We start from the raw sequence: 24392 nt of genomic DNA on the forward strand, positions 1-24392 counted from the left end.
GGCGTCGTGCGCGGCATGCTCGACGGACGCAGCAACGCCTACGTCGAAGCCATGAACGGCTTGCTTCAGCAAACCAAAACCGCCGCCAGGGGCTTTCGCACCGTCAAGAATTTCGTCGCCATCGCCTATCTCCGCATGTCCAAGCTAAAGCATTTGCCACAGAACCCGTTACGCCCAGCTGCACCGCTTATGAAAGCGGGTACCCGCTACCGATCCGGAAGTCAATTTCCATACAAAACGGCATAGAGCCCCAGTATCCAGCTCTCCTGGTGGCGCTTGAACCCAACGTCGAGCGCGTCCAATTCATCGTACTGGACGCGCCCCTGTCGCTATCCATAAAAATCCAAGAAACTGCTCTTCATAGATTGCGCTCAAGACCTTGGCCGCAGCCTGTTGCACGACCGTATCCTCCATTGCGGCAATTCCCAATGGCCGCAACTTGCCGTCCGCTTTCGGGCCTGCCACCGAGTTCCTTTGCAGACTTCAACCGCCAATAAGATTGACAAAGTGAGCGGATGGACTCGCTCGTCAATGGACAACGCCCCTCAGCAAAGGGCTTTGCTTTAATCAATCCCATATCTCTACTGGCGCCCGCCCGATCCCCATTCGGCCAGCTCGGCGTCACCCATCGGCCCGCCGCCGCTGTACTTGTCGAGGAACAGGTAAATCACCGGCGTGATGAACAGCGTGATCACCTGCGAGAAGATCAGGCCGCCGACCACGGCCAGGCCTAGCGGCTGGCGCAGCTCGGCGCCGGCGCCCAGGCCGAGGGCGATCGGCAAGGCCCCCATCAGCGCCGCCAGCGTCGTCATCATGATCGGCCGGAAGCGCAGGATGCAGGCCTCGCGGATCGCCGCGGCCGGCGCCATGCCCTCGTTGCGCTGGGCGTGCAGCGCGAAGTCGATCATCATGATGGCGTTTTTCTTGACGATGCCGATCAACATCAGGATGCCGATGATGGCGATCATCGTCAGGTCCAGCCCGAACAGGCGCAGCGTCAGCAAGGCGCCCACCGCCGCCGACGGCAGCCCGGCGAGGATCGTCAGCGGATGGATGTAGCTTTCGTACAGCACCCCCAGCAGCACATAGATGACGCCGAGCGCGGCGACGATCAGGATGATCTGGCTCGATTGCGAATCCTGGAACACCGCCGCGTCGCCGCCGTACTTGGTGATGATCGACGGCGGCAGGCGCATGTCGCGCCCCATCTGCTCGATCTTGCCGGTGGCCACGCCGAGCGGCACGTCCGGCGCCAGGTTGAACGACACCGTGATCGCCTGCAACTGGCCCTGGTGGTTGACGGCGGTCGGGCCGACGCTGCGCTCGACCGTGGCGAAGCTCGACAGCCGCACCAGCTGGCCGGCCTTGCTGCGCACCGATACCTTGGTCAGCGCGTCGTCGAACTGGCGGTCGGCCGCGGCCGCCTCCAGGATGACGACATAACTCGCCGCCGGCGAATAAATCGTCGACACTTGGCGCTCGCCGAAGGCCAGGTACAGCGCGCTGCGCACGTCGGCCATCTGCACGCCCAGCACGCTGGCCTTGTCGCGGTCGATCTTCAGCGACGCCTGCAGGCCGCGGTGTTGCGAATCGCTGGTGACGTCGCGGAACGCCGGGTCGGCGCGCATGCCGTCGATGTAGTTGGCGGCCCAGTCGCTGAGCGCGTCCGGGCTGACGCTTTGCAGCGTGTACTGGTAGCGGCTCTTGCTCGGGCGACCGCCCAGCTGCAGGTTTTGCACCGGCTGCAGGTAGACGGCGATGCCGGGCACGGCGCGGGTGGCGCGGCGCAGGCTGTCGAGCACCTGCGGCATCTTGGCGCGCTGGTCGCGCGCCTTGAGCACCATGAACATGCGGCCGGTGTTGCCGCCGCTGACGAAGGAGGTCACGTCCTGCACGTTCGGGTCGGCCTGCAGCACGGCGGCGACGCGCGCCTGCAAGGCCAGCATCGCCTCCGAGGAGATGTCTTCGGCGGCCTCGGTGGTGACGCGGATCTGGCCCAGGTCCTCCTCGGGGAAGAAGCCCTTGGGGATGGTCGCGTACAACAGCACCGTCAGCGCGAACGTGGCCAGCGCCACCAGCAGCACCAGGGTGCGGTGCGCCAGCGCCTTGTCGAGCCAGCGCACGTAGCCGTTCTTCAGCTTCAGGAAGCCGGCCTCGACATGCCGGCCGACGAAGCTGGCGTCGCCGGGGCCGTCGTGCGAGTCGGCCGGCAGCAGGCGGCTGGCCAGCATCGGCACCAGCGTCAGCGAGACCAGCGCCGAGACCAGGATCGACAGCGAGACCACCACCGCGAATTCGTGGAACAGCAGGCCGATCACGCCCGGCATGAAGAAAATCGGGATGAACACGGCCACCAGCGAGACCGAGATGGAGACGATGGTGAAGCCCATTTCCTTGGCCCCGACCAGCGCCGCCTGCATCGGTTTCTTGCCCATCTCGATGTGCCGCACGATATTTTCCAGCACCACGACGGCGTCGTCGACCACCAGGCCGACCGCCAGCGTAATGCCGAGCAGCGAGACGTTGTCGAGACTGTAGCCGAGCCAGTACAGCAGGGCCAGCGCGCCCAGCAGCGAGATCGGCATCGTAATGCCGGGGATGAAGGTGGCGGCGGCGCGCCGCAGGAACAGGAAAATCACCAGTACCACCAGCACCACCGTCAGCGCCAGCGTCAGGTTGACGTCGTGGATCGCCTCGCGGATCGACACCGATCGGTCGTTGACCAGGCTGATCTTGATCGAGTCCGGCAATTGCGCGCGCAAGCGCGGCAGCAGCTTGCGCACCGCGTCGACCACCTGCACGGTGTTGGCGTTCGGTTGGCGCTGCACCAGCAGCACGATCGAGCGCTCGCCGTTGTAGCTGCCGGCCGTCTTCACCGACTGGTAGCTGTCCTCGACGTCGGCGACGTCCTTCAGGCGCACCGGCTGGCCGTTGCGGTTGGCCACGATCAGCTCGGCGAATTCGCTGGCCTTCATCAATTGCGCGTTGCCCTGGATGGTCAGGGTCTGCTGCGGCCCGTCCAGGATGCCCAGCGGCGAATTGGCGTTGGCGGCGCGGATCGCCGTGGCCAGCTCGTCGAGCGTCAGGTCGCGCGCGTTCATCAGGTCGGCCTTGGCGCGCACCCGCACCGCGAAGCGTTTCTGGCCGTTGACGGTGACTTGGGCGATGCCGGGCAGCGTGGACAGGCTGGGCGCGACCAGGTTTTCGGCGAAGTCGTTCAAGTCCGACAAGTTCATCGACGGCGACGTCATCGCCATGAACAGCACCGGCGCGTCGGCCGGGTTGATCTTGCGGTAGGACGGCAGCTCCGTCATCTCCTGCGGCAGCTGGCGCTGCGCCCGCAGCAGCGCGGCCTGCACGTCGACGGCGGCGACGTTGACGTCGACGCTGGTGTCGAATTCCAAGGTCAGCGAGGTCGCACCGAGCGTGCTGGTCGAGGTGACCAGGCTCAGGCCGGCGATGGTGGAAAACTGCTTCTCCAGCGGCAACGCCACCGACGAGGCCATCGTCTCCGGGCTGGCGCCGGGCAGGTCGGCGCTGACGTTGATGACCGGGGTGTTATAGCTCGGCAGCGCGGCGACCGGAATGTTGATGTAGGCCAGCACGCCGACCAGGATCAGGCTGAGCGACAGCAGCACCACCATCACCGGGCGGCGTATGCACAATTCGGACAGGTTCATCCCGCTTGGCCTTTCTTGCCGTGGGCGCCGCCCTGCCCCTTGCCGGCCGGCGCGCCATTGCCGGCCTGGTCCGCGAGGCGGACCTTGCCGCCGGGGCGCAGGTTTTGCTTGCCGTCGACAATGACCTTCTCGTCGCCGTTCAAGCCCGAAACGGCCGCGTTCAAGCCGAACGAGTGCAGCCGCGCCACCGGGCGCACCTTGGCGCTGCGGTCGGCCTCCATGGTGTAGACGAAGACGCCGGTGCTGTTGCTGATGATGGCGTTTTGCGGAATCACCAGCGCGTCCTTCAGCGTCTGCACGGTCAGGCTGGCGGCGACGTACTGGCCGGGCCACAACTGGGTGTCGCGGTTGTCGAACTGGGCCTTGAGGCGGATCACGCCGGCCACCGGGTCGACGCTGCTGTCGATAAAGCTGAGCGCGCCCTGCACTTGCTTGCCGCCGACGCCGGCCGCCACCGGCACGGCGCCGGCCTTGTGCGCCGCCAGCAGCGCCGCCAGGGCGCTTTCCGGCAGCGTGAAGCTGACGTTGATCGGGTTGAGCTGGGTGATGCTCGTCAACACGCTGGCCAGTTGCACCAGGCTGCCCGGGTACACGCCGATGGCGCCGACCCGTCCCGCCATCGGCGCGCGAATGCCGGCGTAACCGGCGTCGACCTGGGCCGCGCGCAAGGCCGCCTGGTCGGCGCCGAGCAGCGCGCGCGCCGAGTCGAGCTGGCTTTTCAGCGTGTCGGCGGCGCTCTGGGCGATGAAATTTTTGCCCAGCAGCTCAAGGCTGCGCTGGTACTGCCGTTCGGCGTCGGCCAGCCCGGCCCGGTCGCGCGCCACCTGGGCGCGGGCCTTGTCGACGGCGGCCTGCTGGTTGCGGGCGTCGAGCGTAAACATCAGCTCGCCGGCCTTGACGAACTGGCCCTCGCGGATGTGCACCGCGGCGATGGTGCTGGTGATTTGCGGGTGCAGTTCGACGCTGCTGATCGGCGTCACGTTGCCGTTCGCCTGCAGCAGCACCGGCACGTCCTGGCGCCGCGGCGTGGTGACGGTGACGACGGTGGGCGGCTGGCCGGCGCCGGCCTGGCCCGGCGCCGGTGCGCCGCCTTGCCGCGTGGCATACCAGGCGCCGGCGCCGATGCAGACGGCGACGCCGACCAGGAGTCCAACAGTGGATTTTTTCATTCGCTCGCGCCTTCGCGGGGGAAGGCTGTCTGGGTTAATCAACGTTTACACAATGTTGCCAACACGCATTAGGCGTGGCATTGTCGCACAAGGGCATGCATACCGGGCCGGTGCGGCGCCGCCGGCCGGGGCAGCTTGCACGCCTTCCGCCCAACTGGCTTACTTGCCCGGGCGGTATTCCGGCACCGTCAGCGTCACTTCCAGGCCGCCGCCGGCGTGGTTCGCCAGCAGCAGGCCGACGCCGTGCTGCTCGGCGATGTTGCTGGCGATCGTCAGGCCCAGGCCGGTGCCGCCGGACTCGCGCGAGCGCGACGTCTCGATCCGGTAAAACGGTTCGAACACCTTGGCCATCTGCTCGGCCGCGATGCCGGGGCCGCCGTCGCGGATGCGCACGCGCGCCGCGCCGGCCTCGCGCTCTACCGTGACGTTGGCGTACTGGCCGTACTTGACGGCGTTGTCGATCAAGTTCACCAGGCAACGCCGCAGCGCCATCGGCCGGCCCATCAGCGCCATGCCGGCGTGCCCGCTCAGCGCGACCCGCTGGCCGGCGTCGCTGGCGTCGGCGCACACGCTGTCGAGCAGCGAATCGAGGTCGAGCGCCTGCATCGCCTCGCTGCTGTCCATCGAGCGCGCCAGGTCCAGCCCCTCCTTGACCATGTGCTGCATCGCCGACAGGTCGCCCACCAGGCGCTCGTGCAGCTCCGGCTCGACGACCTTTTCCAGCCGCAGCCGCAGCCGCGTCAGCGGCGTTTGCAAGTCGTGCGTGATGGCCGCCAGCATCTGCGTGCGCTGGAAAATGTGCTGGCGGATGCGCGCCTGCATCGCGTTGAACGCGGCCGCGGCGAGGCGGATCTCGCTGGCGCCGGACAGCTCCAGCGGCGGATGGTTGATGTCGTTGCCGAGGTCGCGCGCGGCCTGCGCCAGTTGCTTCAGGGGGCGCATCGTCATCCGCGTGACCAGGTAGGCCAGCAGCGCGATGCTGGCCAGGAAGGGCAACAGCGTCGCCCATTCGTTCTTGCCGCGCCCGGGCGGGCCGCGCGGCGGCAACACCGACAGGTGCAGCAACTGGCCGTCGCGCATATGCACGTTCATGCTCTCGCAGGCGCCGCTCCACTGGAGCGTGCCGAACAGGCCGCTGCGCCGGCGCGGCCGCTCGCAGGCGGCGGGGCGCTCGGCCAGCGGCGCCAGGTGGAAGTCCGGCCCCAGCCGCTGCCCCAGCGCCAACGAGAATTCGGTCGGCGCCAGCTCCGGCGCGCCCGGCCTGTCGGCGCGCGCCTCCAGGCGCACGCCGCCGCGGTTGGCCACCTTCAGATAGGCGGCGCGCGCGGCCGCCGGCACCACGTCGGCCGTCAGGATCACCTGCTCGGCGCGTTCGAGGGCGTGGAAGTCGCGGTATTGCTCGATGGTACGCTGGCGCTCGCCCAAGGCCAACCACTGCGTCAGCGCGGCCGAGGCGGCCATGCCGAGCAGCAGCACCAGGAATACCCGCCCCGTCATCGAACCGAGGAAGGCCTTCACGCCGGCGGCTCCACGCTGACCTGGCCGGCCAGCACGTAGCCGCCGTTGCGCACGGTCTTGATGATTTGCGGCAAGCGCGCGTCCTCGCCCAGCTTCTGGCGCAGGCGGCTGATCTGGATGTCGATTGAGCGGTCGAACGGGTCGGCGTCGCGGCCCTGGGTCAGGTTCAGCAACTGGTCGCGGTTGAGCACCCGGTTCGGATGCTCGAGGAACACCCGCAGCAGGCGGAATTCGGCGCCCGACAGCATGATGACGATGCCGTCCGGGTTCAGCAGGTGGCGCGCGGCCAGGTCCAGCGTCCAGTCGGAAAAGCGCATCCGCTGCGCCTTGTCGGAAGGCGCGTTGGACGGCATCGCGTGGCTGCGGCGCAGCACGCTGCGCACGCGCGCCAGCAGTTCGCGCGGCTCGAAGGGCTTGGGCAGGTAGTCGTCGGCGCCCATCTCCAGGCCGAGGATGCGGTCGAGCGGCTCGCTGCGCGCCGTCAGCATGATCACCGGCACGCTGGACTGGGCGCGCAGCTTGCGGCACAAGGTCAGCCCGTCGTCGCCGGGCAGGTTCAGGTCGAGCACGATCAATTCGGGACGGGCCTCGTCGAGCAGCTTCCACATGGCGACGCCGTCGGCGGCGCCGAGGGTACGGTAGCCGTGGGTTTCAAGGTAGTCCGCCAGCAGCGTGCGAATGTCGCGGTCGTCGTCGACGATCAGAATGGTGGTTGTGGGTTCCATGCCGCGATTATCCCCAGTTCGGCGCGGCCTGAACAGGCCAATTGTATCGTCATGTATATAGCGAGCCGGACGAAACAATTGGATACAAACTGCCGCCTGCGCGACACTTGTTTGAAACATCGAACGGCGATGATGGGTTCATGTGCAGCGCCAACCGGTTGCTGTGACGCATAAGCCCGTTTGACACTTAAAGGAAACAAGATGAACACATTACGCAAAAGCCTGTTGATTGGTCTGACCGCGCTGGGCATGGGTGCGACGACGCTGGCGGTGCACGCGGCCGAAGACGGCCGCCACGGCCAAACCGCGACGCAGGAGCAGCGCGGCGCCAAGCACGCCGAACGCATGGCGCAACACAAGGCCCAGCTGCACGACAAGCTGAAACTGTCGGCCGCGCAAGAACCGGCCTGGGCCGCCTTCGGCGCGGCGGCGGCGCCAACGGGCCCGCACGCCCGGCCGGACCGCGCGGCATACGCCAAGATGACGGCGCCGGAGCGCCTGGAGAAGCACATCGCGATGCAAAAGGAGCACCTGGCGATGCAGGAAAGCCGCCTGGCGGCATTGCGCACCTTCTACGCGGTGTTGACGCCGGAACAGCAAAAGGTACTGGACGCCAATATGCACGGCGGCTGGCGCGGCGGCCACCGCGGCCACCATGGCCACGACGGCATGAAGGTACAGTAAGCAGTCAGCAAGCGACATCACCCGGGGTCGGGCCTTCTCGCCTTGGCGCGAGGGGTCGGACCCCGGCCCTTGCCTCTGGTGTGCACTAACGCAGCTTCCCCAGTGAAGCCAAGAACGTCTGCGTATTCTGGAATCCGATGACGCGCGAATCGACAATCTCCCGTCCTTGCGCGTCGAACAGGATAATTCCCGGCGGCCCGAACAGCTTGAAACGCTTCAGCATGGCCTTGTCGTCGGCGTCATTGGCCGTCACGTCGACCTGCAACAACAGCGAATTGGCCAGCTTGGCGCGCACCCGCGGGTCGACGAAGGTCAGCTTCTCCATTTCCTTGCAGGACACGCACCAGTCGGCATAAAAATCCAGCAGCACGGTCTTGCCGCCGGTTTGCGCCAGCGCCGCGTCCAACTGCGCCACGGTTTTCACGCGCACGAACGGCAGATGCGCGACCTGGCCGCCGCGCAGGTGCGCCAGCGGCGCCAGCGCGTCGCGCCCGCCGCTGGCGACACCGACCAGTTGCACCGCGCCCAGCAACGCGAACGCCAGCCCCAACGCCTTGCCGGCCCAGCCGCCGCGCGACAATTGATACACGCCATAGCCGATGCCGAGCGCGCTCCAGCCGACCATTTGCAGCGCCGCCGGCAACACCGGCGACACCAGCCACCAAGCCATCGCCAGCAGCAACACCCCGAAGAAGCGCTTGACCGCGTCCATCCATGCACCGGCGCGCGGCAGCAAGGCACCGGCCGAGACGCCGACCAGCAGCAGCGGCACGCTCATGCCCAGCGCCATCGCGAACAGCGCGCCACCGCCGACCAGCACGTCGCGCGTCTGGCTAATGTAGAGCAAGGCGCCGGCCAGCGGCGCCGCCACGCAGGGGCCGACGATCAACGCCGAGATCGCGCCCATGACGAATACGCCGGCCAGCTTGCCCGGCGACTGGCGGTTCGACACCGCCGCCAGCTTGCTCTGCAACGCGGCCGGCACCTGCAACTCATAGACGCCGAACATCGACAGCGACAAGCCGGCCATCAGTAGCGCGAACGCGCCCAGCACCCACGGGTTTTGCAATGCCGCGGCCAAACCCTCGCCGGCCAGGCCGGCGGCCACGCCGAGCGCGGTGTAGACCACCGCCATGCCCAGCGCGTAGGTAGCCGACAGCAACAGGCCGCGCGCCCGGCTGGCCTTGGCGCCTTCGCCGACAATAATGAACGACAGGATAGGCACCATCGGTAATACGCAGGGCGTCAACGACAGGCCCAGGCCAAGCAGCATGAAGAGCGGCACGATGACCAGCAACTTGCCACCTTTTAAGGCCGCCTCGATCTTGCCCATCTCGCCGGGCGGGCCGCCGCGGAGATCCGTGGCGCCGCCCGCGGTCGCGCCGACGGCCAAGGGCTGCACCTCGCTGACCGGCGCGGCAACCGCGACCACGGTGGGCGCGCCCGGCGACGGCGCCACCGACATGCCCCCCGGCGGCGCCGTCGAGATGCCGGCGGCCGCCGCGGCGCTGCCGACCAGTTTGGCGCGCGCCTCCTGCGGCGCGTAGCACAGGCCCTTGTCGGAGCAACCCTGGCTGCTGGCCACCAGCGTGAACGGGCCGCCGGCCTGGACCGGAATCAGGATGGTGATCGCGTGGCGGTATGTCTCTACGTTCTTTTGAAAGGTTTCGTCGAACTTGACCTTGCCGGGCGGGATCCGCGGCGCGCCCAGGGTGGCGCCGGCCGCCGTAAACTGGAAGCGCTCGCGGTACATATAGTAGCCGTCGGCGATGTCGTAGGTGACGGCGACGGTGGCGCCGTCCTGCATGCGCGCCGAAAACTTGAAGGCCGCGCCGGGCTCGAGGAACTCCTCGTCGGCGCGCGCCGGCGTGCCGGCCAGGGCCGCCAGCAAAGCCAGCAGCACCGGCAGGGCCGTTGAGAAAGCCCGGCGCAGCCAGCTCAGGGCGCGTTGCGGGAACGGGGCGGCGGCGGCCGCGCGGTGCGAAATACTGAACATGAAGACCTTTTTAACGGCACACAGGGAATGCCTTTCCGACCTCGGCGGCGTGGCGGCGGCGCACAGCAGCATAGTACACCGGGGCACACAAGCCCGCTCCAGACGCAAAAAAGCCAGGCTGGGCCTGGCTTTTTTTTACTCCAGCGGCACTGAATTACTCAGCAACGACTGCGTCTTCTATTTCGGTGACTTCTGGACGATCCAACAGCTCGATGTAAGCCATAGGAGCGTTGTCGCCGACGCGGAAACCCATTTTCAGGATACGCAGGTAACCACCGTTACGGTTGGCGTAACGCGGGCCCAGGACTGCGAACAGTTTCAGGACCATTTCGCGGTCGCGCAGGCGGTTGAATGCCAGACGCTTGTTTGCCAGCGAGTCGGTTTTGCCCAGTGTCAGAATCGGCTCGATAACGCGGCGCAGTTCTTTTGCTTTTGGCAGGGTGGTTTTGATTGCTTCGTGACGCAGCAACGAAACAGTCATGTTGCGCAACATTGCAAGACGGTGTGACGAGGTACGATTCAGTTTACGGAGGCCGTGACCGTGACGCATGGTAAATCCTTTCGGTGAGTGTTCATCCAGTTCTTCGATCGACTACGCAGGCGCAGTCGCGGACCGGTTGTAAAAAAATAACGTCCGCGACACATGCCGCGGGCGGTTTGCTGCAAAAAAATTACTTCTCCAAACCTGCAGGCGGCCAGTTTTCCAGCTTCATGCCCAAGGTCAAGCCGCGCGACGCCAGCACTTCCTTGATTTCGTTCAGGGACTTGCGGCCCAGGTTTGGCGTCTTCAACAGCTCGTTTTCCGAACGCTGGATCAGGTCGCCGATGTAGTAAATGTTTTCGGCTTTCAGGCAATTCGCCGAACGCACCGTCAGCTCCAGGTCGTCGACCGGACGCAACAGGATAGGGTCGACCAGCGGAGCGCGCGATGGCGCTTCGGCGGCCGCTTCCGTGCCTTCCAGGGCGGCGAACACGTTCAACTGGTCCACCAGGACGCGGGCCGACTGGCGGATCGCTTCTTCCGGCGAGATCACGCCGTTGGTTTCGATGTTGATGATCAGCTTGTCCAGGTCGGTACGCTGTTCGACGCGGGCCGATTCAACGAAGTACGACACGCGGCGCACCGGCGAGAACGAGGCGTCCAGAATGATGCGGCCGATCGTCTTGTTGGTGTCTTCCGACAGGCGGCGCACGTTGCCCGGCACGTAACCACGGCCTTTTTCAACCTTGATCTGCATGTCCAGCTTGCCACCGGCGGTCAGGTGGGCGATCACGTGATCAGGGTTGATCAGTTCGACGTCGTGCGGCAGGTCGATGTCGGAGGCCAGAATCGCGCCTTCGCCTTCTTTTTTCAATGTCAAGGTCACCGAATCGCGGTTGTGGACTTTGAATACCACACCCTTCAAGTTCAGCAACAAATCGACGACGTCTTCTTGCACGCCATCGAGTGAGGAATATTCGTGTACTACGCCGGCGATCGTTACTTCGGTCGGCGCGTAGCCTACCATCGAAGACAACAGCACGCGGCGCAACGCGTTACCCAATGTGTGGCCGTAGCCGCGCTCGAACGGCTCCATCACGACTTTGGCGTGACCGGCACCGAGAGCTTCAACATCGATAATACGTGGCTTCAACAAACTGTTCTGCATGAAATGTCCTTTTCAATACCCTCGGCTCATTACACCGATAAGGCTGATGGCATAGGTAAAACGCCCACTCGAACGAGTGGGCGGGTGTCCTACAAACTGCTATTAACGCGAGTACAGCTCGACGATCAGCGATTCGTTGACGTCGTTAGCGATTTCGTTACGCTCTGGCAGGGACTTGAAGGTGCCTTCCATTTTCTTGGCATCAACCGAAACCCAGCTAGGCATACCAACTTGTTCGGCCAGCGACAGCGCTTCCAGGATACGCACTTGCTTTTTCGATTTTTCACGAACAGCAATGATATCGCCGGTTTTGACCGAGTACGACGCGATGTTGACAACGATACCGTTGACGGTGAACGCTTTGTGGCTGACCAGTTGACGCGCTTCAGCGCGGGTCGAACCAAAGCCCATGCGGTAGCAAACGTTGTCCAGACGCGTTTCCAGCAACTTCAACAGCGTTTCGCCGGTGTTGCCTTTACGACGGTCCGCTTCAGCGAAGTAGCGGCGGAACTGGCGTTCCAGCACGCCGTACATGCGCTTGACTTTTTGCTTTTCGCGCAGTTGGTTACCGTAGTCCGAGGTGCGGGCGCCGGATTTGACACCGTGTTGGCCTGGCTTGACGTCCAGTTTGCACTTGGAGTCCAGCGAGCGACGGGCGCTCTTCAGGAACAGGTCTGTACCTTCACGGCGGGAAAGTTTTGCTTTAGGTCCGATATAACGTGCCACGGTGCTTCCTTTTTTGAATGATAACGCCCCAGCCACAGGCGCGCGGCATGCGCGGTGCGGTTAGGCGCTAGTCTGGTCCAACGACAACCAGACGGTGGCTGAAAACGAAAAACCCGCCGAACGGATTCGACAGGCAACAACAGCCGGGCAGTATAACCGTTTCCGGCCTCCTGCTCCAGCGATTTATGCTAACGACGAACAAGAGCAGCTGGCGCTTGCGCGCCCTCTGCCGGTGCCGGTCTTAGATACGACGACGTTTTGGCGGACGGCAACCGTTGTGCGGTACCGGCGTCACATCCTGGATCTCGGTGATCTTGATACCCAGGTTGTTCAGCGCGCGAACCGCGGATTCGCGACCAGGACCAGGGCCCTTGATACGCACTTCCAGGTTCTTCACGCCGCACTCAACAGCGACCTTGCCTGCGGCTTCCGCGGCGACCTGCGCTGCGAACGGGGTCGATTTACGCGAACCCTTGAAGCCCGCACCACCGGAGGTTGCCCACGACAGCGCATTGCCTTGACGATCGGTGATGGTGATGATCGTGTTGTTGAACGATGCGTGGACATGTGCAATGCCTTCGGCGACGTTCTTTTTAACTTTTTTACGCACGCGTGCTGATGCGGCGTTATTTTGCGACTTAGCCATAATTATTCCCTAGCGGATTATTTTTTCAGCGATTGAGCGGCTTTACGCGGTCCCTTGCGGGTACGAGCGTTCGTACGCGTACGCTGGCCACGGCAAGGCAGACCCTTGCGATGGCGCATGCCGCGGTAGCAACCCAGATCCATCAAACGTTTGATGTTCATCGAGATTTCACGACGCAGATCGCCTTCGACGATGAATTTACCTACTTCATCGCGCAGCTTTTCCAGTTCGCTGTCATCCAGATCTTTGATCTTTTTGTTGGTAGCTACACCTGTGGCGTCGCAGATTTTCTGTGCGCGTGGGCGGCCAACACCGTAGATGGCGGTCAGGCCAATAACAGTGTGCTGATGATTTGGGATATTAACCCCTGCAATACGTGCCATTTGTTATTCCTCGATTAACCTTGACGCTGCTTGTGACGCGGTTCCACGCAGATAACGCGGACTACGCCTTTGCGCTTGATGATCTTGCAGTTGCGGCAGATCCGCTTGACTGATGCGAGAACTTTCATTTTTGGGCTCTTTCTTTCGCTTCTTTGGTTTGATTCACGTGTTACTTGGTACGGAACACGATGCGCGCTCGGCTCAGGTCGTACGGCGTCAACTCCACCGTGACCTTGTCCCCAGGAAGGATGCGAATATAATTCATCCGCATTTTACCTGAAATATGCCCGAGCACAACGTGTCCGTTCTCTAGCTTCACTCGAAATGTTGCATTTGGGAGATTCTCAAGAATCTCGCCCTGCATCTGTATGACGTCGTCTTTTGCCATTCGGTATGTTTACCGCGCTTATCGCGTCGGAATTCCGCCCTTGAAATTTGCTTTGCGCAGCAGCGATTCATATTGCTGCGACATCACGTAGTTTTGTACCTGAGCCATGAAATCCATGGTGACAACCACAATAATCAATAAAGAAGTACCACCGAAGTAGAATGGCACCTTCCACTGGGCTTGCATAAATTCCGGCAACAAACACACCAAGGTGATGTAGACCGCGCCGGCGAGTGTCAAGCGTGTCAGGATCTTGTCGATGTAACGGGCAGTCTGCTCACCGGGACGAATCCCTGGCACAAAGGCCCCGCTCTTCTTCAAGTTATCCGCCGTTTCCTTGCTGTTGAATACCAGCGCCGTATAGAAAAAGCAGAAAAACACAATTGCCACTGCGTACAACAGCGCATGGATAGGCTCGCCTGGCCCCATCGATGCTGCCAAATCTTTCAAGAACCGCACCGCAGGGTTAGCGTTGTCGGCGCCCTTCGAAAACCAGTCCACGATAGTGGCCGGGAACAAGATGATCGAAGAAGCAAAGATCGGCGGAATCACGCCGGCCATGTTCAACTTCAGCGGCAGATGACTCGTTTGCCCGCCGTAGATCTTGTTACCAACCTGGCGCTTCGCGTAGTTGACCAAAATTTTGCGTTGACCGCGTTCGACGAATACCACGAAGAACGTGACTGCCGCTACCAGGATCACGATGAAAATCGCGCCTATGCTGCTGATCGAACCGTTCGACACCAGGGAGAACAAACCACCCAGTGCTGCTGGCAGACCGGCGGCGATCCCGGCAAAGATGATGATCGAGATGCCATTTCCCAAGCCGCGCTCGGTAATTTGCTCGCCCAACCACATCAAAAACATTGTTCCGGTCAGCAAAGTGACGACCGTCACGAAGCGGAATGCAAGACCAGGGTCCAGAACCAGACCAGCTTGCGACTCCAGGGCGACTGCAATGCCTAACGCTTGGAACGTCGCCAGCGCAACCGTGAAATACCGGGTGTACTGGGTGATCTTGCGCCGGCCGGCTTCGCCTTCTTTTTTCAACGCTTCCATCTGCGGCGACACGATCGACATCAACTGCATGATGATCGAGGCCGAAATGTAAGGCATGATACCCAGCGCAAACACTGTGAAACGGGACAGGGCGCCACCCGAGAACATGTTGAACATGCCCAGGATGCCGCCTTCGTTCTGTTTAAACAGCAAGGCCAATTGTGTCGGGTCAATCCCGGGAACCGGGACGTGAGCACCGATACGATAAACCACCAATGCGCCAAGCAAAAACCAGAGCCGTCCCCAAGGGAAACCGGCAGCTGCACTTTTAGCAAGTTGTGGATTAGTCGCCAATTTTCGCTCCGATCAAGCTGTTAGCTGTCAACTCAGGCTACCGAGCCGCCAGCTGCTTCGATGGCCGCTTTCGCGCCAGCGGACACTTTCAAGCCCTTCAAATTCACCGCCTTGGTGATTTCGCCGGACAAGATCACGCGCACGTCACGGGCCAACACGCCCAGAACGCCAGCTTGCTTCAAGACCAGAATGTCGACTTCGCCAACGGCCAGCTTGTTCAGATCGGACAGGCGCACTTCAGCTTTGAAGGTGGCGTGCATCGATTTGAAACCGCGCTTTGGCAGACGGCGTTGCAGAGGCATCTGACCGCCTTCGAAACCGACTTTATGAAAGCCGCCCGAACGCGATTTCTGACCCTTGTGACCGCGACCGGCGGTCTTACCGATACCGGAGCCGATACCACGACCCACGCGACGCTTTGCGTGTTTGGCACCGACTGCTGGCTGAATAGTATTCAATTCCATGTTTTTGCTCCGTTCGAGTAAGCCCGAAGGCTTACGCGACAACTTTAACGAGATACGATACTTTATTGATCATGCCGCGAACGGATGGGGTGTCTTGCAACTCGGAAACCGAGTTAACCCGACGCAGACCCAGACCGCGCACGGTAGCGCGATGCGATTCGCGCGTACCGATCAAGCCCTTGACCAATTGCACTTTGAGTGTGGTTGTCATTTTTTTGCCTTAAGCCAGAATGTCTTCGACCGACTTGCCGCGTTTGGCGGCGATGTCGGAAGCAGTGCTCATTTTTGCCAAGCCGTTCAATGTCGCACGCACCAAGTTGTAAGGGTTCGACGAGCCGGTGGATTTCGCCACCACGTCCGTCACGCCCATTACTTCAAAGATCGCGCGCATTGCACCACCGGCGATCACGCCGGTACCCGGCTTGGCCGGGTTCATCAGCACCTTCGACGCGCCGTGACGGCCCGTGACGGTGTGATGCAGCGTACCGTTTTTGAGCGGCACTTTGATCAGGTTGCGACGGGCTTCTTCCATCGCCTTCTGGACACCAACCGGCACTTCTTTCGACTTGCCCTTGCCCATGCCGATGCGGCCATCGCCATCACCAACCACGGTCAGCGCGGCGAAACCCATGATACGACCACCCTTGACCACTTTGGTCACGCGGTTGATCGCGATCATTTTTTCGCGCATGCCGTCATCCGGCTTGTCGCTTTGCATTTTCGCTTGCATTTTTGCCATGACGATTCTTCCTTAGAACTTCAGACCGGCTTCACGCGCGGCTTCTGCCAACGCCTTCACACGGCCGTGGTAACGGAAACCGGAGCGGTCAAACGCAACTTCGGTAATCCCTGCTTTCAAAGCTTTTTCAGCGACGCGCTTGCCGACCAGAGCAGCGGCGGCGGCGTTGCCGCCCTTGCCCGACTGGCCAGCCAGTTCGGCGCGTACTTCTGCTTCGGCGGTCGAGGCCGACACCAGAATTTTCGCGTCCGGGCTGATCAGGTTCGCGTAAATGTGCAGGTTGGTGCGGTGCACCGACAAGCGATTTACTTTCAACTCCGCGATCTTGATGCGGGTTTGGCGCCCGCGGCGAAGCCGTGATTCTTTCTTATTCATCGTCAGCCCCTAATTACTTCTTCTTGGTTTCTTTAATCTTAACCACTTCGTCCGAATAACGGACGCCCTTGCCCTTGTAAGGCTCGGGAGCGCGGTAAGCGCGAACTTCGGCGGCGACTTGGCCCACCTGTTGACGATCGATACCCTTGATCAGGATCTCGGTCGGCGTCGGGGTGGCGCAGGTCACGCCTACTGGCATCGCGTGCACTACAGGGTGCGAAAAGCCCAGGGACAGGTTCAACTTGTCGCCTTGCGCTTGCGCCTTGTAACCCACGCCAACCAGGTTCAGCTTTTTCTCGAAACCCTTGGTGACGCCGGTAACCATGTTGTTGACCAGTGCGCGCAGCGTGCCGGACATGGCATTGGCTTCACGGCTGTCGTTGGCGACGTCGAAACTCAGGGTTCCTGCATTGTTCTCTACTTTGACCAGGCCGTTCAGGGCCTGGGTCAGTACGCCCAGTGGGCCTTTTACCGTGATCGCGGCCGCGGAGATGGCGACTTCGGCGCCAGCTGGGACAGCGATCGGCATTTTAGCTACTCGAGACATGTGTAACTCCTTAAGCCACGTAGCAAATAACTTCGCCGCCGACACCGGTAGCGCGTGCTTTGCGGTCAGTCATGACGCCTTGCGGAGTCGACACGATCGCCACACCCAAGCCATTCATCACGGTCGGGATATCGTCTTTGCCCTTGTAGACGCGCAGCCCTGGACGGGAAACGCGCTCTAAGCGCTCGATGACAGGACGGCCAACATAATACTTCAAACCGATCTTGAGTTCCGCTTTGCCACCGGCTTCGGTAACAGCGAAATCTTCAATGTAACCCTCGTCCTTGAGGACGTTGGCAATCGCAATTTTGACTTTCGACGATGGCATGGCCACGGTCGTTTTCTGAACGCCTTGGGCGTTGCGAATGCGGGTCAGCATATCGGCGATAGGATCGCTCATACTCATTGCATATTCTCCTATTACCAGCTTGCTTTTGTCATACCCGGAATTTCACCACGCATGGCGAATTCACGGAGCTTGATACGACCCAGACCGAATTTACGGAATGTGCCGCGCGGACGACCAGTGATGGCGCAACGGTTACGTTGGCGCGTCGGGTTCGAGTTACGTGGCAGCGCCTGCAATTTCAGGCGCGCTTCGTAGCGCTCTTCTTCCGATTTCGACTGGTCATCAACGATGGCCTTCAGCGCGGCGCGCTTGGGGGCGAATTTCGCCACCAGGTCAGCACGCTTTTGCTCACGGTTAATCAGTGCCAATTTTGCCATGATCTCAGTTTCTGAACGGGAATTTAAAGGCGGCGAGGAGCGCTTTCGCTTCGTCGTCGGTCTTGGCAGTTGTCGTGATGCTGATATTCATACCGCGCAGCACGTCAATCTTGTCGTATTCGATCTCAGGGAAGATGATCTGTTCCTTGACACCGATGTTGTAGTTGCCACGACCATCGAATGCACGGCCGGACACGCCACGGAAATCGCGCACGCGCGGCAGGGCCACGGTGATGAAGCGATCCAGGAACTCGTACATACGAGCGCCGCGCAGCGTGACCATGGTACCGATCGGATAACCTTCACGGATTTTGAAACCGGCAATTGCCTTGCGAGCGACGGTGACGACTGGCTTTTGGCCAGCAATCTTGGTCAGATCGCCAACTGCGTGTTCAATGATCTTTTTATCTGCGACTGCTTCGGACAGACCCATGTTCAGGGTGATCTTGGTCAGACGCGGAACTTCCATTGCCGATTTGTAGCCAAATTTGGCGACCAGATCAGCAACGACCTTTTCTTTATAGAATTCTTGGAGACGGGCCATGATCTCTTAAACCTTCACTACTTCGCCGGAGGACTTGAAGACGCGGACTTTTTTGCCGTCGACATCCTTGAATCCCACGCGATCTGCCTTGCCAGTCGCTGCATTAAACAATGCAACGTTGGACACGTGAATTGGCATGGTCTTGTCGACGATACCACCAGTTACGCCAGTCATCGGGTTCGGTTTCACCGCTTTTTTAGCGATATTGATACCGTCAACCACAATGTGCTCAGCGTCGATGCGCTGCTGAACTACACCACGTTTGCCCTTGTCTTTCCCGGTCAGAACGATGACTTCGTCGTTTTTACGAATCTTATCCATTACGACTCCTTACAGGACTTCCGGTGCCAGGGACACGATTTTCATGAACTTTTCAGTGCGCAGTTCGCGCGTGACAGGTCCAAAAATGCGTGTACCGATCGGCTCCAGCTTGGCGTTCAACAGAACGGCGGCGTTGCCGTCGAACTTCACCAGGGAACCGTCTTGACGGCGAACACCTTTTGCGGTGCGCACTACCACGGCGTTATAAATTTCACCTTTTTTGACACGGCCACGTGGCGCAGCAACCTTAACGGTTACCTTGATCACATCGCCAATGCCTGCATAACGGCGCTTGGAACCGCCCAACACCTTGATGCACATAACTTCTTTTGCACCGGTGTTGTCAGCCACTTCGAGCCGGCTTTCAGTTTGAATCATAGTATTCTCTTTCCCAACTTAAGCCGAAGAATCCACACAATTGTAGAACCACGGTCAGTCTTGGTCCCGCCAGATCCGCTCATGCAGAGCGAAACTGTTTGGGTGCATGACCTTCATACATCTACTGACCGCGGCCTACTGTCTGTGGCCAGACACTTTGCGGCGTTACATGAACGAAGCCCGCTAGTATCACATACAATACGCGGGCCTGCAAGAACTAATTAGACAGTCGGTGATGCTTGCACAACACGGGTAACTGTCCACGCCTTGGTTTTTGAGATCGGGCGACCTTCCTGGATCTCGACCGTGTCACCGGCTTTGACTTCGTTGGTCTCGTCATGCGCGTGATACTTGTTCGAACGCATGATGATCTTGCCGTACAACGGATGCTTGACGTGGCGTTCGATCAGAACGGTGACGGTCTTGTCCATCTTGTCGGAAACCACTTTACCGATCAGCGTGCGCTTGAGCGGCTTTTTCACTGGATCGTTCATTTGGCTTCCTTCGTATTCATGACCGTCTTCACACGCGCGATATCGCGGCGTACCTTCTTGAGTTGCGAAGTGTTGCCCAGCTGTTGCGTAGCGATTTGCATACGCATGCCGAACTGTGCCTTCAACAAGTCATTCAGCTCTTTTTGCAGAGCTTCCTGGTCTTTGCCGCGGAGTTCAGTTGCTTTCATATTTCAACTCCAATTATTGGCCGACCTGGCGTACGACAAACGTCGTGGCCAGTGGCAGTTTCGATGCAGCAAGACGGAAAGCTTCCCGTGCCAGCGCTTCGTCAACGCCGTCCATTTCGTACAGTACTTTGCCCGGCTGAATTTCAGCGACGTAGTACTCAGGATTACCCTTGCCGTTACCCATACGAACTTCGGCTGGCTTGTTCGAGATTGGCTTGTCCGGGAAGATGCGGATCCAAATACGACCACCGCGCTTGATGTGGCGGGTCATCGCACGACGAGCCGCTTCGATCTGGCGCGCCGTGATACGGCCGCGGGCAACCGCTTTCAAACCGAATTCGCCAAACGACACGGCGGTGCCGCGCGAGTGGGAAATACCGGTGTTGCGGCCCTTCTGCTCTTTACGATACTTCCTGCGTGCTGGTTGCAGCATGATTATTCTCCTGCTTTCTCAGCTGGTGCAGCGACAGCGCCGGCCGGTTTAGCGGCGGTGCGCACACGTGCAGCACCTGGTGCTGTGGATGGTTTCGCGCCAACGGGTGCGCGAGGGCGGCCGGTAGGCTTGCCATCGTCACGGCGTGGACCGCGGCTCTTCTTCTCGTCAGGAGGGGTATCGATGACTGGTGCGTCGCCGTTTGGCGCGCGGTCACCCTTGTATACCCAGACCTTGACACCGATGATGCCGTAGGTGGTCGACGCTTCGCTGGTACCGTAGTCGATATCGGCGCGCAGGGTGTGCAGAGGCACGCGGCCTTCGCGATACCACTCTTTACGGGCGATTTCGATACCGTTCAGACGGCCGGACGACATGATCTTGATGCCCAGGGCACCCAGACGCATGGCGTTTTGCATCGCGCGCTTCATCGCGCGGCGGAACATGATGCGCTTTTCCAGCTGCTGGGCGATCGAATCGGCGATCAGCTGCGAATCGATTTCCGGCTTGCGGATTTCTTCGATGTTCACGTGCACGGGAACGCCCATGATCTTGGTCAGCGCCGACTTCAGTACTTCGATGTCCTCGCCTTTTTTACCAATGACCACGCCCGGACGCGAGCTGTAGATCGTGAAGCGCGCGTTCTTGGCAGGACGCTCGATGACGATGCGGCCAACCGAAGCGTTCTTCAGTTTCTTTTTCAGGTAAGCGCGCGCTTTCAGATCTTCGTTGAGCATGGCGGCGAAATTACCGTTGCCAGCGTACCAACGCGATGCCCAGTTACGGGTTACCGAAAGGCGAAAGCCTGTTGGATGTATCTTCTGTCCCATCGTGACTCCTTAGTTGCCGACAGTCACGTAAATGTGACAGGATTGTTTCGAGATACGATCACCCCGGCCCTTAGCGCGTGCTGTGAAGCGCTTCAGGACTGGACCCTTTTCGACGTAGATCGTCGTGACTTTCAGCTCGTCGATGTCGGCGCCATCGTTGTGCTCGGCATTCGCGATCGCGGATTCCAGAACACGTTTGATGATCGCAGCACCTTTTTTCGGGCTGAATTGCAAGATGTTGAGAGCTGCATCAACTTTCTTGCCACGGATCAGGTCAGCAACCAGACGACCCTTTTGGTCCGACAGGCGCACACCTTTGAGGATAGCTTTAGTTTCCATTATTTCTTAGCCTTTTTGTCAGCTGCATGGCCCTTGAACGTACGGGTCAGTGCGAATTCGCCGAGCTTGTGACCAACCATGTTTTCGGAAACATATACCGGCACGTGCAGCTTGCCGTTATGCACCGCGATCGTCAGGCCGATAAAGTCAGGCATGATCGTCGAACGACGCGACCAGGTTTTGATTGGCTTTTTGTCTTTGATTGCTTGCGCAGCCTCAACTTTTTTCACCAGGTGGGCGTCACAGAACGGCCCTTTTTTCAATGAACGAGTCATGTGCTATCCCTTATTTCTTGCCGCGGCGCGAGACGATCATGGAAGTCGTACGCTTGTTACGGCGTGTCTTCTTACCCTTCGTCTGTTGGCCCCAAGGCGACACTGGATGACGACCAGCTGCTGTTTTACCTTCACCACCACCGTGCGGGTGATCGACCGGGTTCATGACCACACCGCGGACGGTAGGACGAACACCGCGCCAGCGCATCGCGCCGGCCTTACCGATTTTACGCAGGCTGTGTTCGGCATTGCCGACTTCGCCAACCGTAGCACGGCACTCGATATGCACGCGGCGCACTTCGCCGGAGCGCAGACGCACCTGAGCGTAGACACCTTCGCGGGCCATCAGCACAACGCCGGCGCCGGCGGTACGGGCCATCTGGGCACCCTTACCTGGCAGCATTTCGACGCAATGCATCACGGTACCGACCGGGATGTTACGGATAGGCAAGCAGTTACCCGATTTGATCGGCGCTTCCGAACCGTTCATCACCGCGTCGCCAACGGCCATGCCCTTGGTGGCGATGATGTACTGGCGCTCGCCGTCGGCGTAGCACAGCAAAGCGATGTTCGCGGTACGGTTTGGATCGTATTCGATACGTTCCACTTTCGCCGGGATGCCGTCTTTGGTGCGCTTGAAGTCGATCAAGCGATAATGTTGCTTATGACCACCGCCGATGTGGCGGGTGGTGATATGACCGTTGTTGTTACGACCAGCGGTCTTGGATTTCTTTTCAACCAGGGCTGCGAACGGACGACCTTTGTACAGGTCAGGGTTCACAACCTTCACCATGCCGCGACGGCCTGGTGAGGTTGGTTTCATCTTAACGAGTGCCATTATGCAGCCTCCTCGGAGAAGTTGATTTCCTGGCCAGGCTTCAGGCACACGAAAGCACGCTTGGTATGATTACGACGACCGTTGAACTTGCCGGTGCGCTTCTGCTTACCTTGACGGTTTGCAGTTTGCACGGACAGAACTTCAACCTTGAACAGCAGTTCGACCGCTGCCTTGATTTCAGGCTTGGTTGCATCCGGCAATACGCGGAATACAATTTGCTCGTTCTTTTCCGCGACCATGGTGGCCTTTTCGGAAATGACCGGCGCCAACAGCACCTTCATCAAGCGTTCTTCGCTATGTTTCAAAATCGCGCTCATGCCAACATCTCCTCAATCTTAGCCAATGCCAGCTTGGTGATCAGGATCTTCTTGTAGAACACCAGGGACAGCGGGTCTGCGTGACGCGGCTCAACGACGAGCACGTGTGGCAGGTTGCGCGATGCCAATTCCAGGTTTTCGTTCAACGTGTCAGTGATGATCAGGACGGATTCAAAACCCATGCCGGTCAGCTTTTGCGACAGCAGTTTGGTTTTTGGCGCGTCGATCGTCAGATCGTCGATCACAGTCAGGCGGTCTTCACGAGCCAGCTGGGACAAAATCGAGCAGATACCTGCGCGATACATTTTTTTGTTCACTTTGTGGGTGAAGTTCTCGTCGGGCGAATTTGGGAAAATCCGTCCGCCGCCGCGCCACAGTGGCGACGACGACATACCAGCACGCGCGCGGCCGGTACCTTTTTGGCGCCATGGCTTTTTCGTCGTGTGGTGAACTTCTTCACGGTCTTTTTGCTTGCGGTTACCGCTACGTGCATTCGCCTGATAGGCGATGACGACTTGGTGGATCAGCGCTTCGTTGTAATCACGGCCGAAAATAGTATCAGCAGCGACGACGTTGGAGCCGGCTTGACCTTGCGCATTCAGAAGCTTGAGTTCCATCGTTTAAGCTCCCTTCTTTGCTTTGGTTTTGATGGCTGGCGAGACAACTACCTGGCCATTTTTCGCGCCTGGAACCGCACCCTTGACCAACAGCAGCTGGCGTTCGGTGTCGATACGGGCGACTTCGAGGTTTTGCATCGTGCGGGTAACGTCACCCAGATGACCGGTCATGCGCTTACCAGGGAAAACGCGACCTGGATCCTGCGCCATACCGATGGAACCTGGCACGTTGTGCGAACGCGAGTTACCGTGGGTAGCGCGACCGGACGAGAAGTGGTAACGCTTGATGACGCCGGCGTAACCCTTACCGATGGTGATACCCTGCACGTCGATCTTTTGACCGACTTCGAACAGCGAAGCGGCGACGACATCGCCAGCTTTCAGTTCGGCAGCTTTGTCTGCATCGACGCGGAACTCTTTCAACAGAGTACCTGCTTCGACACCGGCTTTAGCGTGGTGACCAGCGACGGCTTTGTTCACGCGGGAAGCGCGACGTTGACCGAATGCGACCTGAACAGCGGAGTAACCATCTGTTTCAGTTGTTTTGACTTGCGCAACACGGTTGTTCGATACGTCCAACACGGTGACGGGAATCGAATCCCCTTCGTCCGTGAAAATGCGCATCATACCAACCTTGCGACCGAGAAGGCCTAGGCTCATTTTTTCTCCATTCCCACCTGCGATTGGGCGGGGCTTGTTTAACTACAAAGTAACGTAGGACTCAAAAAAAGGAACGAATCCATACCGAAGCCGGCAAGTATATACCACAAAAACCCTTGACGCAACAAGTTAACACGGGGTATGGCAAAACCGCACAGCCGCGCCCGGCGCGGCTTGGCGGCGGTCCGGCGATGCTTGATCGACTGGGGAATGGGCGGGTTTTCGCGCCGGCTGGCGCCGCGTTGCGCGGCGCTGGCGGTCGGGGGGGGGGGGGGGGGGGGGGGGGGGGAAGGGGAGGGGGGGGGGGGGGGGGGAGGGGGGGGGAGGGGGGGGAGGGGAACAGAAAAAAGAAAACCGACAACAACAACGGAAACAAAAAGAAAAAATAGA

36 protein-coding genes are annotated in these 24392 nt (G+C 60.5%); 3 read left to right on the forward strand and 33 right to left on the reverse strand.

The window, feature by feature from the left end:
- Window positions 1–246 (forward strand): transposase (locus tag ACFDR9_RS19625; protein ID WP_409032087.1); only part of this gene is annotated, 246 nt, incomplete at its 5' end.
- A gap of 335 nt (window positions 247–581) precedes the next feature.
- Here the strand turns inward: ACFDR9_RS19625 and ACFDR9_RS19630 are convergent.
- The 4 genes from ACFDR9_RS19630 to ACFDR9_RS19645 all read right to left on the reverse strand — a co-directional run bounded on the left by ACFDR9_RS19630 (window position 582) and on the right by ACFDR9_RS19645 (window position 7092).
- Complete coding sequence (locus tag ACFDR9_RS19630; RefSeq protein WP_409032088.1) at window positions 582–3680, reverse strand: efflux RND transporter permease subunit; 3099 nt, start codon at window positions 3678–3680, stop codon at window positions 582–584.
- A complete protein-coding gene (locus tag ACFDR9_RS19635; protein WP_409032089.1) occupies window positions 3677–4849 on the reverse strand; it encodes an efflux RND transporter periplasmic adaptor subunit in 1173 nt (390 codons plus the stop codon). Before ACFDR9_RS19635 ends, ACFDR9_RS19630 begins: the two co-directional genes overlap by 4 nt.
- Window positions 4850–5008: 159 nt before the next feature.
- A complete protein-coding gene (locus ACFDR9_RS19640) occupies window positions 5009–6367 on the reverse strand; it encodes a sensor histidine kinase (RefSeq protein ID WP_409032090.1) in 1359 nt (452 codons plus the stop codon).
- On the reverse strand, window positions 6364–7092 hold the full coding sequence (locus ACFDR9_RS19645; RefSeq protein WP_409032091.1) for a response regulator: 729 nt from the start codon (window positions 7090–7092) through the stop codon (window positions 6364–6366). Before ACFDR9_RS19645 ends, ACFDR9_RS19640 begins: the two co-directional genes overlap by 4 nt.
- Window positions 7093–7293: 201 nt before the next feature.
- Here ACFDR9_RS19645 and ACFDR9_RS19650 point away from each other — a divergent pair, with 201 nt between their 5' ends.
- A complete protein-coding gene (locus ACFDR9_RS19650; protein WP_409032092.1) occupies window positions 7294–7776 on the forward strand; it encodes a Spy/CpxP family protein refolding chaperone in 483 nt (160 codons plus the stop codon).
- Between the two features lie 85 nt (window positions 7777–7861).
- Here ACFDR9_RS19650 and dsbD read toward each other — a convergent pair whose 3' ends face one another.
- From dsbD to rplC, 29 genes are all read right to left on the reverse strand, one after another.
- Window positions 7862–9772: a protein-disulfide reductase DsbD gene (gene dsbD, locus ACFDR9_RS19655; protein ID WP_409032093.1), complete on the reverse strand. Its 1911-nt coding sequence runs from the start codon at window positions 9770–9772 to the stop codon at window positions 7862–7864.
- 154 nt (window positions 9773–9926) lie between these two features.
- Window positions 9927–10322, reverse strand: coding sequence for a 50S ribosomal protein L17 (gene rplQ / locus ACFDR9_RS19660; RefSeq protein ID WP_026133137.1), 396 nt, complete (start codon window positions 10320–10322; stop codon window positions 9927–9929).
- Window positions 10323–10443: 121 nt separating this feature from the next.
- Window positions 10444–11421: a DNA-directed RNA polymerase subunit alpha gene (locus ACFDR9_RS19665; RefSeq protein ID WP_008444343.1), complete on the reverse strand. Its 978-nt coding sequence runs from the start codon at window positions 11419–11421 to the stop codon at window positions 10444–10446.
- A gap of 102 nt (window positions 11422–11523) precedes the next feature.
- The gene (gene rpsD / locus ACFDR9_RS19670; protein WP_017877842.1) at window positions 11524–12147 is read right to left on the reverse strand and encodes a 30S ribosomal protein S4; all 624 of its coding nucleotides are present in this window, start codon (window positions 12145–12147) and stop codon (window positions 11524–11526) included.
- Window positions 12148–12388: 241 nt separating this feature from the next.
- Window positions 12389–12793, reverse strand: a complete 405-nt coding sequence (gene rpsK / locus ACFDR9_RS19675) for a 30S ribosomal protein S11 (protein WP_010394475.1) — start codon at window positions 12791–12793, stop codon at window positions 12389–12391.
- Window positions 12794–12810: 17 nt separating this feature from the next.
- Window positions 12811–13176 carry a 30S ribosomal protein S13 gene (gene rpsM, locus ACFDR9_RS19680; RefSeq protein WP_017877843.1) on the reverse strand — a complete coding sequence of 122 codons (366 nt, stop codon included), beginning with the start codon at window positions 13174–13176 and terminating at the stop codon, window positions 12811–12813.
- A 14-nt stretch (window positions 13177–13190) separates the two neighbouring features.
- Window positions 13191–13304: a 50S ribosomal protein L36 gene (gene rpmJ / locus ACFDR9_RS19685; protein ID WP_010394471.1), complete on the reverse strand. Its 114-nt coding sequence runs from the start codon at window positions 13302–13304 to the stop codon at window positions 13191–13193.
- Between the two features lie 41 nt (window positions 13305–13345).
- Entirely contained in the window at window positions 13346–13564 is a 219-nt protein-coding gene (gene infA, locus ACFDR9_RS19690) for a translation initiation factor IF-1 (RefSeq protein WP_005663428.1), read from the reverse strand.
- Between the two features lie 18 nt (window positions 13565–13582).
- Window positions 13583–14917: a preprotein translocase subunit SecY gene (gene secY / locus ACFDR9_RS19695; RefSeq protein ID WP_026133138.1), complete on the reverse strand. Its 1335-nt coding sequence runs from the start codon at window positions 14915–14917 to the stop codon at window positions 13583–13585.
- A gap of 32 nt (window positions 14918–14949) precedes the next feature.
- Window positions 14950–15381, reverse strand: coding sequence for a 50S ribosomal protein L15 (gene rplO, locus ACFDR9_RS19700; protein ID WP_017877845.1), 432 nt, complete (start codon window positions 15379–15381; stop codon window positions 14950–14952).
- Window positions 15382–15412: 31 nt separating this feature from the next.
- Window positions 15413–15592 (reverse strand): 50S ribosomal protein L30, encoded by a 180-nt coding sequence (gene rpmD / locus ACFDR9_RS19705; RefSeq protein WP_081611904.1) that lies wholly within the window; start codon window positions 15590–15592, stop codon window positions 15413–15415.
- Window positions 15593–15601: 9 nt separating this feature from the next.
- Window positions 15602–16120 (reverse strand): 30S ribosomal protein S5, encoded by a 519-nt coding sequence (gene rpsE / locus ACFDR9_RS19710; RefSeq protein ID WP_017877846.1) that lies wholly within the window; start codon window positions 16118–16120, stop codon window positions 15602–15604.
- 12 nt (window positions 16121–16132) lie between these two features.
- Complete coding sequence (gene rplR / locus ACFDR9_RS19715; protein ID WP_017877847.1) at window positions 16133–16495, reverse strand: 50S ribosomal protein L18; 363 nt, start codon at window positions 16493–16495, stop codon at window positions 16133–16135.
- Window positions 16496–16508: 13 nt separating this feature from the next.
- Window positions 16509–17042 carry a 50S ribosomal protein L6 gene (rplF, locus tag ACFDR9_RS19720; RefSeq protein WP_017877848.1) on the reverse strand — a complete coding sequence of 178 codons (534 nt, stop codon included), beginning with the start codon at window positions 17040–17042 and terminating at the stop codon, window positions 16509–16511.
- A 10-nt stretch (window positions 17043–17052) separates the two neighbouring features.
- Window positions 17053–17448 carry a 30S ribosomal protein S8 gene (gene rpsH / locus ACFDR9_RS19725; protein ID WP_017877849.1) on the reverse strand — a complete coding sequence of 132 codons (396 nt, stop codon included), beginning with the start codon at window positions 17446–17448 and terminating at the stop codon, window positions 17053–17055.
- A 14-nt stretch (window positions 17449–17462) separates the two neighbouring features.
- Entirely contained in the window at window positions 17463–17768 is a 306-nt protein-coding gene (gene rpsN / locus ACFDR9_RS19730) for a 30S ribosomal protein S14 (protein WP_081611905.1), read from the reverse strand.
- Between the two features lie 4 nt (window positions 17769–17772).
- Window positions 17773–18312 (reverse strand): 50S ribosomal protein L5, encoded by a 540-nt coding sequence (gene rplE / locus ACFDR9_RS19735; protein ID WP_017877850.1) that lies wholly within the window; start codon window positions 18310–18312, stop codon window positions 17773–17775.
- Window positions 18313–18318: 6 nt separating this feature from the next.
- A complete protein-coding gene (gene rplX, locus ACFDR9_RS19740) occupies window positions 18319–18633 on the reverse strand; it encodes a 50S ribosomal protein L24 (protein ID WP_017877851.1) in 315 nt (104 codons plus the stop codon).
- 9 nt (window positions 18634–18642) lie between these two features.
- Window positions 18643–19011, reverse strand: a complete 369-nt coding sequence (gene rplN / locus ACFDR9_RS19745; protein ID WP_008444317.1) for a 50S ribosomal protein L14 — start codon at window positions 19009–19011, stop codon at window positions 18643–18645.
- Between the two features lie 221 nt (window positions 19012–19232).
- Window positions 19233–19505 carry a 30S ribosomal protein S17 gene (rpsQ, locus tag ACFDR9_RS19750; RefSeq protein ID WP_409032094.1) on the reverse strand — a complete coding sequence of 91 codons (273 nt, stop codon included), beginning with the start codon at window positions 19503–19505 and terminating at the stop codon, window positions 19233–19235.
- The gene (gene rpmC, locus ACFDR9_RS19755) at window positions 19502–19693 is read right to left on the reverse strand and encodes a 50S ribosomal protein L29 (protein ID WP_017877853.1); all 192 of its coding nucleotides are present in this window, start codon (window positions 19691–19693) and stop codon (window positions 19502–19504) included. Before rpmC ends, rpsQ begins: the two co-directional genes overlap by 4 nt.
- Before the next feature lie 13 nt (window positions 19694–19706).
- On the reverse strand, window positions 19707–20126 hold the full coding sequence (gene rplP, locus ACFDR9_RS19760; RefSeq protein WP_017877854.1) for a 50S ribosomal protein L16: 420 nt from the start codon (window positions 20124–20126) through the stop codon (window positions 19707–19709).
- A gap of 2 nt (window positions 20127–20128) precedes the next feature.
- Entirely contained in the window at window positions 20129–20956 is an 828-nt protein-coding gene (gene rpsC / locus ACFDR9_RS19765) for a 30S ribosomal protein S3 (RefSeq protein WP_017877855.1), read from the reverse strand.
- Between the two features lie 9 nt (window positions 20957–20965).
- A complete protein-coding gene (gene rplV, locus ACFDR9_RS19770) occupies window positions 20966–21298 on the reverse strand; it encodes a 50S ribosomal protein L22 (RefSeq protein ID WP_198292082.1) in 333 nt (110 codons plus the stop codon).
- Window positions 21295–21570, reverse strand: a complete 276-nt coding sequence (rpsS, locus tag ACFDR9_RS19775; protein WP_026133139.1) for a 30S ribosomal protein S19 — start codon at window positions 21568–21570, stop codon at window positions 21295–21297. Before rpsS ends, rplV begins: the two co-directional genes overlap by 4 nt.
- A 10-nt stretch (window positions 21571–21580) precedes the next feature.
- Complete coding sequence (rplB, locus tag ACFDR9_RS19780; protein WP_081611906.1) at window positions 21581–22408, reverse strand: 50S ribosomal protein L2; 828 nt, start codon at window positions 22406–22408, stop codon at window positions 21581–21583.
- Window positions 22408–22725 carry a 50S ribosomal protein L23 gene (gene rplW, locus ACFDR9_RS19785; protein WP_017877859.1) on the reverse strand — a complete coding sequence of 106 codons (318 nt, stop codon included), beginning with the start codon at window positions 22723–22725 and terminating at the stop codon, window positions 22408–22410. Before rplW ends, rplB begins: the two co-directional genes overlap by 1 nt.
- Window positions 22722–23342 (reverse strand): 50S ribosomal protein L4, encoded by a 621-nt coding sequence (rplD, locus tag ACFDR9_RS19790; protein ID WP_026133140.1) that lies wholly within the window; start codon window positions 23340–23342, stop codon window positions 22722–22724. The genes rplW and rplD overlap by 4 nt, the downstream gene beginning before the upstream one ends.
- A gap of 3 nt (window positions 23343–23345) precedes the next feature.
- Window positions 23346–24002, reverse strand: coding sequence for a 50S ribosomal protein L3 (rplC, locus tag ACFDR9_RS19795; protein WP_017877861.1), 657 nt, complete (start codon window positions 24000–24002; stop codon window positions 23346–23348).
- A 195-nt stretch (window positions 24003–24197) separates the two neighbouring features.
- On the opposite strand from rplC, the gene ACFDR9_RS19800 reads away from it, so the two are divergent.
- Window positions 24198–24392, forward strand: a 195-nt coding sequence (locus ACFDR9_RS19800; protein WP_409032095.1) for a hypothetical protein, incomplete at its 3' end; no start/stop codon positions are given.

Origin of the sequence: Janthinobacterium sp. CG_23.3 (assembly GCF_046115965.1) — a bacterium.
Classification (GTDB): Bacteria; Pseudomonadota; Gammaproteobacteria; order Burkholderiales; family Burkholderiaceae_D; genus Janthinobacterium.

Coding starts and splice junctions, on each gene's coding strand:
- ACFDR9_RS19630 (WP_409032088.1), bottom strand. CDS start 3,680: ATGAACCTGTCCGAATTGTGCATACGCCGCCCGGTGATGGTGGTGCTG.
- ACFDR9_RS19635 (WP_409032089.1), bottom strand. CDS start 4,849: ATGAAAAAATCCACTGTTGGACTCCTGGTCGGCGTCGCCGTCTGCATC.
- ACFDR9_RS19645 (WP_409032091.1), bottom strand. CDS start 7,092: ATGGAACCCACAACCACCATTCTGATCGTCGACGACGACCGCGACATT.
- ACFDR9_RS19650 (WP_409032092.1), top strand. CDS start 7,294: ATGAACACATTACGCAAAAGCCTGTTGATTGGTCTGACCGCGCTGGGC.
- dsbD (WP_409032093.1), bottom strand. CDS start 9,772: ATGTTCAGTATTTCGCACCGCGCGGCCGCCGCCGCCCCGTTCCCGCAA.
- rplQ (WP_026133137.1), bottom strand. CDS start 10,322: ATGCGTCACGGTCACGGCCTCCGTAAACTGAATCGTACCTCGTCACAC.
- ACFDR9_RS19665 (WP_008444343.1), bottom strand. CDS start 11,421: ATGCAGAACAGTTTGTTGAAGCCACGTATTATCGATGTTGAAGCTCTC.
- rpsK (WP_010394475.1), bottom strand. CDS start 12,793: ATGGCTAAGTCGCAAAATAACGCCGCATCAGCACGCGTGCGTAAAAAA.
- rpsM (WP_017877843.1), bottom strand. CDS start 13,176: ATGGCACGTATTGCAGGGGTTAATATCCCAAATCATCAGCACACTGTT.
- rpmJ (WP_010394471.1), bottom strand. CDS start 13,304: ATGAAAGTTCTCGCATCAGTCAAGCGGATCTGCCGCAACTGCAAGATC.
- infA (WP_005663428.1), bottom strand. CDS start 13,564: ATGGCAAAAGACGACGTCATACAGATGCAGGGCGAGATTCTTGAGAAT.
- rplO (WP_017877845.1), bottom strand. CDS start 15,381: ATGGAATTGAATACTATTCAGCCAGCAGTCGGTGCCAAACACGCAAAG.
- rpmD (WP_081611904.1), bottom strand. CDS start 15,592: ATGACAACCACACTCAAAGTGCAATTGGTCAAGGGCTTGATCGGTACG.
- rpsE (WP_017877846.1), bottom strand. CDS start 16,120: ATGGCAAAAATGCAAGCGAAAATGCAAAGCGACAAGCCGGATGACGGC.
- rplR (WP_017877847.1), bottom strand. CDS start 16,495: ATGAATAAGAAAGAATCACGGCTTCGCCGCGGGCGCCAAACCCGCATC.
- rplF (WP_017877848.1), bottom strand. CDS start 17,042: ATGTCTCGAGTAGCTAAAATGCCGATCGCTGTCCCAGCTGGCGCCGAA.
- rpsH (WP_017877849.1), bottom strand. CDS start 17,448: ATGAGTATGAGCGATCCTATCGCCGATATGCTGACCCGCATTCGCAAC.
- rpsN (WP_081611905.1), bottom strand. CDS start 17,768: ATGGCAAAATTGGCACTGATTAACCGTGAGCAAAAGCGTGCTGACCTG.
- rplE (WP_017877850.1), bottom strand. CDS start 18,312: ATGGCCCGTCTCCAAGAATTCTATAAAGAAAAGGTCGTTGCTGATCTG.
- rplX (WP_017877851.1), bottom strand. CDS start 18,633: ATGGATAAGATTCGTAAAAACGACGAAGTCATCGTTCTGACCGGGAAA.
- rplN (WP_008444317.1), bottom strand. CDS start 19,011: ATGATTCAAACTGAAAGCCGGCTCGAAGTGGCTGACAACACCGGTGCA.
- rpsQ (WP_409032094.1), bottom strand. CDS start 19,505: ATGAACGATCCAGTGAAAAAGCCGCTCAAGCGCACGCTGATCGGTAAA.
- rpmC (WP_017877853.1), bottom strand. CDS start 19,693: ATGAAAGCAACTGAACTCCGCGGCAAAGACCAGGAAGCTCTGCAAAAA.
- rplP (WP_017877854.1), bottom strand. CDS start 20,126: ATGCTGCAACCAGCACGCAGGAAGTATCGTAAAGAGCAGAAGGGCCGC.
- rpsC (WP_017877855.1), bottom strand. CDS start 20,956: ATGGGACAGAAGATACATCCAACAGGCTTTCGCCTTTCGGTAACCCGT.
- rpsS (WP_026133139.1), bottom strand. CDS start 21,570: ATGACTCGTTCATTGAAAAAAGGGCCGTTCTGTGACGCCCACCTGGTG.
- rplB (WP_081611906.1), bottom strand. CDS start 22,408: ATGGCACTCGTTAAGATGAAACCAACCTCACCAGGCCGTCGCGGCATG.
- rplW (WP_017877859.1), bottom strand. CDS start 22,725: ATGAGCGCGATTTTGAAACATAGCGAAGAACGCTTGATGAAGGTGCTG.
- rplD (WP_026133140.1), bottom strand. CDS start 23,342: ATGGAACTCAAGCTTCTGAATGCGCAAGGTCAAGCCGGCTCCAACGTC.
- rplC (WP_017877861.1), bottom strand. CDS start 24,002: ATGAGCCTAGGCCTTCTCGGTCGCAAGGTTGGTATGATGCGCATTTTC.